The sequence below is a fragment of the Acetobacter fallax genome (assembly GCF_011516735.1).
Classification (GTDB): domain Bacteria; phylum Pseudomonadota; class Alphaproteobacteria; order Acetobacterales; family Acetobacteraceae; genus Acetobacter; species Acetobacter fallax.
The window spans coordinates 24,243-33,505 of record NZ_WOSX01000035.1 but is presented as its reverse complement, the minus strand read 5'-3'; the positions used below and the strand labels follow the sequence as shown (position 1 = coordinate 33,505).

The window sequence follows — 9,263 nt, the reverse complement described above, 5'->3', positions numbered from 1 at the left end:
ACCTTAAACCCCAAAGGGCTGAAGACTTTACCCGAACCAGAAGAGCGTTTCAAGGCCCCGCCGCTGCGGTGAAGCGGGGTATAAGGCCCCTCATCACCTACCGTCAACACCTAAAAAGAAGAAAAATGACAAACTCACCAAAAACCCCGGAAAACCAGCAAAATCAAAACCCAGAAACCCCGAATCACCCGTGACCCCTCACCGGAAAAACCGACTCCCAGCCTCCGCCAAGCGACAGATACAGGCGAACAAGGTCACCCGACACCACAGACGTCACATCCGCAAAATCCGTCTCAGACCCTAAAACACGACGCTCAGCATCAAGAACATCAAGAAAATTCGTCATCCCATGACGATATTGCTCACTCGCAAGCACATAAGACCGGCGGTTCGTCTCAACCTGAGCACAAAGCGCATCACGACGCGCCTGGTCCGCCGAATACCTCGTCAATGCATCATCAACTTCTTTCCAGGCAGACAGAACGGTCCTGCGATAATCAAGTGCAGCGTCCCGCTGCGCCGACTTCTTCAGCTCAAGCTGGCCGGTGAGACGGCCACCCTGAAAAATCGGCAACGTGATGGAAGGACCAACATTCCACGTCCGCGCGTTCCAGAAACCAAAATCCCGGAACGACAAAGACTGAAAGCCAAAACTCGCGTCAATCGTGACCTTTGGATAAAAATCAGCTTCCGCCTGCCCAACTTCCGCCGTCGCAGCATGAAGCTGTGCAGCGGCAGCACGAATATCAGGGCGACGCTGCGCCAGATCAGAGGGAACGCCAACAGGAACACGCGGAGGAACAGGTGGAATCGCAGATGCGGCAGACAGCTCAGCCGTCAGGGTGCCAGGCGGAGAACCCATCAAAAGACTGATCGCATTGATCTGAAGCGTAATCTGCTGCTCCAGCTCCGGGATCTCCGCCGAAATCGTCTCAACCTGAGAACGCGCAGACTGCTCGTCCAGTTCACTCACTAAACCAGACCGATACCGCGCCTCACTCAATCCAAATATGCGAGACGCATCAGCTAAATTAAGGCGCAAAACCCGAAGCTTCTCCTGCGAGCCGCGTAACGTCACATAATCCCGAGCCAGATCAGCCTCGCGGGCAATCAGCATCGATCGCCGTTGCTCGCCGCTCTCTTCAAGATAGGCTTTGGCAGCCTCATACTGACGACGAACACGCCCCCAGAGATCGACTTCCCATGTTGCGTCAACGCCATCCCGCCAGCGGTCAAGCACAGGGATCGTGGCGTTAGACGACGATTCTTCGAGAAGATCAGAAACAGGTCCACCAGAACTCTGACCGATACGCGAAATGATACGCTGCAGTGTTTTTGTGCTTTGCTGGTTACGCGCATACGACCCGCTGGCACTCAACGCGGGAAACCGTTCGGCCCCGGCAAGGATGAGCTGCGCACGGCTCTGAGCCAGTTCCTCGGTTGCACGCTGCACATCGAGGTTCTGAGATGCAAGCCGCTCTTCCAGCGACGTCAGTTCTGCGTCACCGAACACATTCCACCATGCGACATCTGGCGCATCGGGCACTGTGATACTGGCGCCTTTACCGTCGGAAACCTGCGTGGGACGCCATTTCGGCGGCGTCCATGTCTGCGGCTTCTGATAATTCGGCCCCACGGCGCAGCCTGCCAGGAGCGCGGCAACCCCGGTCAGAACCCACTTGGACTTTACTGTTCTCACCTTCCGCCTCTCACAATCGACGTCCCTGCTCTCTGCTATGCTTTTGCGCCATCATCACTGCATGACAGACACTAAAAATGGCCGTCTGACAGAACATTAGATGCTCTGCGGTATGACCAGGCATGAGTCGGCCCGCAGGATTCTCTGATACGTCCTTGACGCTGACCGATCGGTTCGGTCAGCATGCAAACCTATCGGCTTTCCTCCCGTCGTCAATCTCGGGACGGGGCCAGAAGCAGAGGATATTATGAAACGCAAAGGCCCCGAAGCAGGAGACACCGAAACTGATCTGCTTCGCAGCTCGGGCGCGCGCCGCGACCAGACAACCCCGTGCGAGGACGATCAGAGTGCCAGGCGCCAGCAGATTCTGACAGGTGCAGGTGAAATTTTCGCCGAATGTGGCTATGAGGGCGCGAGCATGTCTCACATCGCCCGGCGTGCCGGTGTATCCAAGGGAACACTCTATAATTACTTCGACAGCAAGGCCGCGCTTTTTGCAGCCTTTGTTAAACAGAAAGCCTGCCAGGAACTGCCGCACGCTTTCCGCTCAATCCGCGAAGATCTGCCTCCGCGCGAAACGCTGCTCGATGTTGCCCGTGCGATCATTGCCCTGATGACTTCACCCATGGCGCTGATGCTCTACAGAATCGTCGTTTCCGAAGCCGCGCATTTTCCCCTGCTTGCACAGGCTTTCTGGGAAAACGGACCGGAGGTGGCCACCCGCACACTGGCCCGCTGGCTGACGGACCGGGCAGAGCGAGGACAACTCAGAATTCCCGACCCCGTTTTTGCTGCCGAGCAGTTTTTTGCACTCTGTCAGACGCGCGTGGCAATGCGTCGGCGCCTCCAGTTGCCGGTTGATACATCCGAAACCGAAATCGATCTGATTGCGACGAGTTCCGTGGACATGTTTCTGTCTCTGTATCGGACAGGCTAACTCCTCAATCCGGTGCTTTCAGAGACAACACAACTCAACAGAATCCGACGGATTGCCGCAGGGAAGGCCTCCCGATATGATCTCCCGACCATCCCGCGCAATTCCGTTTCATATCGTCAACGCTGCGGTCCTGCGCAGACGTTTACCGCATGATGGACTTACAATAACAGAAGACGGTCTTTCTTCATGACGCAGTCGGACAATCCGGTTCGCCCGGTAGATATGAAATCACTCTGGACCCGGATGATCACCGAATCTCAGGTATGTTGTGATCCACTGGTCATGGGGCTTCTGGCGACCGGAATCAGCAATCACGAAAATTTCTCCACAGCCCTCGCCGCGATGATCGGGCGCAAGCTGGGCGATCACTTCGTAAGTCGTGATGAATTAACCCGCCTTGTAACGGAATGTTATGAAGCAGTGCCTGATATTGTCTGTGCTGGCGCGGCGGATCTCATAGCAATCAGGGAACGCGATCCGGCCTGTCCCGATTTCGTCACGCCATTCCTGTTCTTCAAAGGGTTTCACGCGGTGCAGTGCTACCGTGTCGCCAGCTGGCTCTGGCATGGTGGCCGTCGTCATCTGGCATTGCATCTTCAGAGCCGGGGTTCTGAGCTTTTCGCCGTTGATATTCACCCCGCCGCAGTGCTGGGACGGCGGATTTTGTTCGATCACGGCACAGGCATCGTGGTGGGTGAGACTTCTGTCATCGAGGATGATGTCTCCCTGCTTCAGGGAGTTACGCTGGGTGGAACCGGAAAGCACGCCGGTGACCGGCATCCGAAAATCAGACGTGGTGTTCTGATCGGGGCAGGAGCCAAGGTTCTGGGTAATATCGAAGTGGGCGAAGGAGCGAAAATCGGCGCCGGATCAATCGTACTGGAAGCCGTGCCACCTTATACGACGGTGGTCGGCAACCCGGCGAAACGCGTAGGCACCCGCCACCTTGGTCTGCCCTCGCTGACAATGGACCAGACACTTCCCCCAATCGATTACATCATCTGAACGGGTCTCATCGACCGGATATTGGTGGCGGCACAACACCGGGCAGATCAGTATGGCTGTCAGACAGGAAAGCATTGCTCCCAGACGCGCAACGCCTGGAGCATTGCCGTATAATCATGCACGCGAAGTATCGTGCCGGGCAGACATAATCCCGGCAGGGATGCCGCAATAGTTCCGGGATCACGCCGCGTCGCCTGCCCGGTCCCGGTCAGTGTGCCGATAAAGCGCTTTCGGGATGTCCCCAGAACAAGCCTGCACCCAAGATTTGCGAAGATCGGCAGACGCCGCAGCAATTCGCAATTCTGCGAAGCATCTTTGGCAAAGCCAATACCCGGATCGATCATGATCCTGTCTTTAGCAATGCCGGCGCGCATGGCGGCATCAACGCGCGCGGCAAGTTCCCGAACGACATCGACAGCAATGTCATCATAGGCCGTCAGCCTGTTCATCGTTCCCGGCGTCCCGCGCATATGCATCAGAATAACCGGACATGACCGTTCCGCGAGGAGAGGCAGCGCCTCGGGATCGTGGGTGAGAGCCGAGACATCGTTGATCAACGTGGCACCCGCATCCAGTGCCGCTGCCATTGTTGCGGCATTTCGCGTATCAACCGAAACAACGACACCCTTGCCACATATTCCGGCGATGACCGGCTCCAGCCGGCGCCACTCTTCTTCGGACGTGACAGGCTCTGCCATGGGGCGGGTGCTTTCGGCACCTACATCAATAATACCGATACCTGCGGCTATCATGTCGCCTGCACGCCGCAGTCCGGTCCCGGCGACATGGTAGCGCCCCCCGTCACTGAAGCTGTCAGGGGTAACATTCAGGATGCCCATCACCATAGAACCAGGAGCAAGTCCGGCACAGAACGCTCCTCCCGTCACGACAGTCAGCTCATCGTGCCATGCGTCGGGAATACGCTCCACAGGCAACGGGTCGGTTCTGGTATCATCCTCAATCAAAGTCGCAATGGTAAAGGCAGCCGCGCCACCGGCGAGTGGAAGCGCAACCCCAAGGCGGACAGCATCGCGGGCATCGCGCCCATACAAAAGTCCTGCGGGCTCGATCAGTCTCCGGCTGTTCATTCGGGTCCTCCATTCACCGTACAAACAAAAAGGCGGGAGCATCACGCTCCCGCCTTTTTCGGATTAGCAGCCTTTAACCTGGCTGGGCAGATGCACTGTCCAGCGGCGGCACCGGATGCCCGCCGGATTTACCGATCACCGGAGGAACTGATGACCGGCGATTTTCCGGCATCGCATCATCGACTTCAACACGCTCAATAGGTTCGCCACGCAGAATCTGACGGATCTCTTCACCGCTGAGCGTCTCATACTCCAGGAGAGATTCGGCCAGACGATGCAACTCATCGATATGATCAATCAGCAAGGTCCGCGCCCGGGCATAGGCAGCATCGATAAGCTTTTTGACCTCCGCGTCAATTTCACGGGCTGTCTCTTCCGATACATTCTTGCTTTGCGTAACGGAGTGGCCAAGAAAAACTTCCTGTCCGTTGTCACCGTAAGCAATCATGCCAAGCTTTTCGCTCATGCCCCACTCGGTCACCATCCGGCGAGCCTGATCTGTCGCCATCTTGATGTCGCCCGAAGCACCCGTGCAAACATTTTCAGATCCGAAAACGATCTCTTCTGCGGCACGCCCCCCCATAGCGAGATCCAGTTCCGCGAGACACTTGGACTTGCTCTTCGAGTAACGATCACCTTCCGGCAGACTCATCACCATGCCCAGAGCCCGACCACGCGGAATGATCGTCGCTTTATGGACAGGATCAGTGCCAGGCGTAAGGATCGAGACCAGAGCGTGACCACCTTCATGATAGGCAGTCATCTTCTTTTCGTCTTCGCTCATCACCAGCGAACGACGCTCAGTGCCCATCAGAACCTTGTCTTTCGCGTTTTCAAATTCACTCATCGCAACAGTGCGCTTACCCTGACGGGCAGCAAGCAGGGCCGCTTCGTTAACAAGATTTGCCAGATCAGCGCCGGAAAAGCCCGGTGTGCCGCGCGCAATCACCTTCGGATCGACATCGGAAGCAAGCGGCACCTTACGCATATGAACGCGCAGGATCTGCTCGCGCCCGTTCACGTCAGGATTAGGCACCACAACCTGACGATCGAAACGGCCCGGGCGCAGCAACGCGGGATCAAGCACGTCAGGACGGTTCGTCGCCGCAATGAGGATCACGCCCTCATTACTTTCGAAGCCATCCATCTCGACCAGCATCTGGTTGAGAGTCTGCTCGCGCTCGTCATTACCACCGCCAAGGCCCGCACCTCTGTGGCGACCGACAGCATCGATTTCGTCAATGAAGATAATGCAGGGCGCGGCCTTCTTGCCCTGCTCGAACATGTCACGAACACGCGACGCACCGACGCCGACAAACATTTCGACGAAATCCGAACCGGAAATCGTAAAGAACGGAACATTCGCTTCACCGGCGATGGCTCGCGCCAGAAGCGTCTTACCCGTTCCCGGAGGCCCCACGAGCAGAACACCCTTGGGGATCTTGCCGCCGAGGCGGGTGAATTTCTGCGGATCTTTCAGAAACTCGACGATTTCCTCAAGTTCAGCCTTGGCTTCATCAATGCCGGCGACATCAGCAAACGTCACCCTGCCCTGCTTTTCCGTCAGCATTTTGGCACGGGATTTACCGAAACCCATCGCCCGGCCGCCGCCCGAAGGCATCTGGCGCATCATAAAGAACCACAGGCCAATCAGAACAAGGAACGGCGACCAGTTCAGGAGATAACGAAGGAACGGATTACCTTCCGCCTCAAGCGGCTTGGCAATCACCTCCACGCCCTTATCCGTCAGGCGCGACACAAGCCGCTGATCATCCGGCGCATAGGTCTCGAACGCCGTGCCGTCAGTCAGCTTGCCGGAGACATTATGCTCCTGGATGGTAACGGACCGCACCCGCCCCTGATCAACATCAGCGATAAAATCAGAATATGGCAACTGCTCAGCCGCATGCTGAACGCTGCCGGGCTGAAACATATTGAACAGCAGGAGAAGGAGCACGATGACACAGACCCAGAGGGCCAGATTACGTCCAAAATTGTTAATCACGGCATCTGTTCCAAGCTGTTCCTGCCTTATATGCGCTCAAACGGCGATGAGCCATGAGACCGGTTTCGGGCGGTGATTGCAATCCTGAGTCTGTAGATGGGGCTCTCACCATGCGATGAAAGAGACAGGTTCCCTAAATATACGTTCATCCATGCCCGCATGAACGGTTTAATACCCTGATCAGACCAGGGGCAGCGGAGACCATAGCGCATGGGTCGTCACGGCGACGGGAGGCGTAAACCGGAAGCTGGCTTCCTGCAAAGCCAGTTCGTCGCAAAAACCCAGATGCGGAATACAGACCCGCTGCTCCCCTCGCCACAGAGCAGGAAGAGTCGCACAAAGAGTCGCCGAAAGCCCTGCGCGCCTCTCGCGCTTCAGACCGTTCCCGGCAGCACCAATAGTAAATTCTGTCAGGTCTCCGTCATACTGGAGAGCAAAGCGATGATCCCACACAGCGCCTGACCGGGCAGGCACAGCCCCTTCCATAGCCGCTGGCTCGCGGGTCAGAATCCATTCTTCCGCCTGGCCTGGTGTAAGGCGCGCCCGAAGAAGCCGGGTTCCGGCAAGTGTTCCGGCCCTGTTTCGATCCACCAGAACAGCAACGGCCCGCAGCGATGGAGGGTAGGAACTGCCACCGACACATCGGATCAGCGCCGCGAGCGTTTCGGATGAGGGCAGCCTGTTACCGAGAGCGACCCAGCCCATAGATGAGAAACTGATACCGGCATGAACCAGTTCAGCGACAATCCGGGCTTCACTTTTTTGCCGGCGCTCTCCCGCCTGTACCGCCATCAGAATGAGATCGGAACATTCCTGACGGGTCAGTCGCTTTCTGACCCGAACGCGCTCCGCCTTCTCATTTTCATTGGACGGATCGTCACACCATGAAATTCCGGCCTGGCGCAGGGTATTCCTGAGTGAAAGACGGGAAGCACCCAGAAGCGGCCTTACAAGCCGAATATCAGCCTGTTCGGTGATCCAGGCCATTCCGGCAAGACCTGCACCGTCGCCTCGTGCCCTTCGCATGGCGATGGTTTCAGCCTGGTCGTCTGCCTGATGTCCAAGGAGGAGGCTAAGGCTTCCCGCCTGTCGGCAAGCCTTCGTCAGAGCCGCGTAACGGGCTTTGCGGGCACGCTCTGCGATGCCCGGTCCCGGCTGGAGGGAAGTCAGTGTGAGGAGACGGGCGGCAATCCCCATCTTTTCGAGCGTCCGGAGCGTCGCGGCAGCTTCAGCAGCAGACTCGGGACGCAGACCATGATCAACCACGAACGCCACGAGATTACGCCGCCATTGCCGCGCCAGCCATGCAAGGGCCAGAGAATCTCCGCCCCCGGATACAGCCAGAGCAACCTGCCCCGACACCGGCGTATCAGGGCTCCACGGACCAAGCCGCGTCATTATCCTGTTGAAATGAGTGCTGCTGACAGCCTCGTCTCCGCCGGGACCGAACGGATCAGCCATCATCGGATCATGTCCTCAGCCCGCCGCAAACCGCAAAAACCAGCCTTTCGTTGCCTGCGTGATATTATGAACAACCACCGCGTTTACTGTAGATGGCCGCGGCTTTCGTTACGCGCGCGGAAGGCGAAGGAAATTCAGAGTTCAGCTTATCCAGCGCCTGGCAGGCTGCTTTCTTTTTATCCAGCGCCAGAAGAGACGCACTGACGCCAAGAAGAGCCTCAGGTGCGCGGGCACTTTTCGGAGCCTGCTTATAAGCATCGTAATAAGCAGCGGCAGCCTGACCATACTGCTTCTGTCCTGCAAGAGACTGACCGAGAAGGAACTGGCCATCCACCTTCACTGTCCCTTTTCCATGTTCGATCACAGATCTGGCGTTCTGCTGAGCACCGGCATAGTCACGCTGATTAAGAGCGGCATTGCCGGCCTTCAGATAACTTTCCGGCGTCTGCGTTTCATGCGCTCCGGTCGTCTCTGCATGGGCCGATGCGGCCGTTTCTTTTTCTTTCGCAACAACCGGAGCAGGAGCGCTGCCTTTTCCGTTCTGCATGGCGAACTGCATATCGCCCATCTGTTTGGAGAGCGATGCACTCTGCTCTTTGAGCTGATTGGTCAGTTCATCAATCTGACCGTGCATCTCCCGATTCTGTTCTTCAAGAGTATTCACCCGGTCCAGGAGCTGAGCAGTGAGATCACTACCTGAACCGGAACTCTGTGAACCGGCCGCAACAGGCGCAGGGAGAGAACCACCGGTTGACGCCGATGAGGACTGAACCTGGCTGAGCTGTTGTTTCAGTTCCATGATCTGGTCCTGCAGGGCGATGCCCTCGCGGCTGCTGACCTGCGCATGCCCCGTCAACGGGCAAAACAGAAGAACCGCCGCCGTGGTCAGCAGACCTGCGGTGCATCCTCTGACGCGGTTTTGCTGGAAATGTGCTGTGAATGAGAGCATCGCGCGGCTCATGGTCCCGGCTCCTTGCCGTTATTCTGCTGCGGTCCCGGCATCCTGCGGGTGTGCCGGGCACAGGATCGAAGTTTGTCAGGACTGATTTAACCTGGCGGCCCAGGTAT

General features: G+C 57.3%; 8 protein-coding genes. 3 read left to right on the top strand and 5 right to left on the bottom strand.

Going from position 1 to position 9,263, the window contains the following annotated elements:
• The coding region (locus tag GOB85_RS19075; protein WP_206752299.1) for a hypothetical protein at nucleotides 1–194 on the top strand (194 nt) is incomplete at its 5' end.
• Here the strand turns inward: GOB85_RS19075 and GOB85_RS14475 are convergent.
• Nucleotides 185–1,699, bottom strand: a complete 1,515-nt coding sequence (locus GOB85_RS14475) for an efflux transporter outer membrane subunit (protein ID WP_338421758.1) — start codon at nucleotides 1,697–1,699, stop codon at nucleotides 185–187. The two genes, GOB85_RS19075 and GOB85_RS14475, sit on opposite strands and share 10 nt — an antisense overlap.
• A 247-nt stretch (nucleotides 1,700–1,946) precedes the next feature.
• Between GOB85_RS14475 and GOB85_RS14470 the strand changes: the two genes are divergently transcribed.
• On the top strand, nucleotides 1,947–2,636 hold the full coding sequence (locus GOB85_RS14470; protein ID WP_173578213.1) for a TetR/AcrR family transcriptional regulator: 690 nt from the start codon (nucleotides 1,947–1,949) through the stop codon (nucleotides 2,634–2,636).
• A gap of 222 nt (nucleotides 2,637–2,858) precedes the next feature.
• The gene (gene cysE / locus GOB85_RS19620) at nucleotides 2,859–3,641 is read left to right on the top strand and encodes a serine O-acetyltransferase (RefSeq protein WP_408737079.1); all 783 of its coding nucleotides are present in this window, start codon (nucleotides 2,859–2,861) and stop codon (nucleotides 3,639–3,641) included.
• Nucleotides 3,642–3,700: 59 nt separating this feature from the next.
• On the opposite strand, the gene folP is transcribed toward cysE, so the two are convergent.
• The 4 genes from folP to GOB85_RS14445 all read right to left on the bottom strand — a co-directional run bounded on the left by folP (nucleotide 3,701) and on the right by GOB85_RS14445 (nucleotide 9,156).
• The gene (gene folP, locus GOB85_RS14460) at nucleotides 3,701–4,729 is read right to left on the bottom strand and encodes a dihydropteroate synthase (RefSeq protein ID WP_173578211.1); all 1,029 of its coding nucleotides are present in this window, start codon (nucleotides 4,727–4,729) and stop codon (nucleotides 3,701–3,703) included.
• 73 nt (nucleotides 4,730–4,802) lie between these two features.
• The gene (gene ftsH, locus GOB85_RS14455) at nucleotides 4,803–6,731 is read right to left on the bottom strand and encodes an ATP-dependent zinc metalloprotease FtsH (RefSeq protein ID WP_338421759.1); all 1,929 of its coding nucleotides are present in this window, start codon (nucleotides 6,729–6,731) and stop codon (nucleotides 4,803–4,805) included.
• Nucleotides 6,732–6,914: 183 nt separating this feature from the next.
• A complete protein-coding gene (gene tilS / locus GOB85_RS14450; protein WP_173578209.1) occupies nucleotides 6,915–8,198 on the bottom strand; it encodes a tRNA lysidine(34) synthetase TilS in 1,284 nt (427 codons plus the stop codon).
• A 61-nt stretch (nucleotides 8,199–8,259) separates the two neighbouring features.
• Entirely contained in the window at nucleotides 8,260–9,156 is an 897-nt protein-coding gene (locus GOB85_RS14445) for a tol-pal system YbgF family protein (protein WP_242011532.1), read from the bottom strand.
• Nucleotides 9,157–9,263: the final 107 nt, after the last annotated feature.

What these genes read in the sequence shown, in the direction of transcription:
- GOB85_RS14470 (WP_173578213.1), top strand. Translation starts at nt 1,947, where the DNA reads ATGAAACGCAAAGGCCCCGAAGCAGGAGACACCGAAACTGATCTGCTT.
- cysE (WP_408737079.1), top strand. Translation starts at nt 2,859, where the DNA reads ATGAAATCACTCTGGACCCGGATGATCACCGAATCTCAGGTATGTTGT.
- folP (WP_173578211.1), bottom strand. Translation starts at nt 4,729, where the DNA reads ATGAACAGCCGGAGACTGATCGAGCCCGCAGGACTTTTGTATGGGCGC.
- tilS (WP_173578209.1), bottom strand. Translation starts at nt 8,198, where the DNA reads ATGATGGCTGATCCGTTCGGTCCCGGCGGAGACGAGGCTGTCAGCAGC.
- GOB85_RS14445 (WP_242011532.1), bottom strand. Translation starts at nt 9,156, where the DNA reads ATGAGCCGCGCGATGCTCTCATTCACAGCACATTTCCAGCAAAACCGC.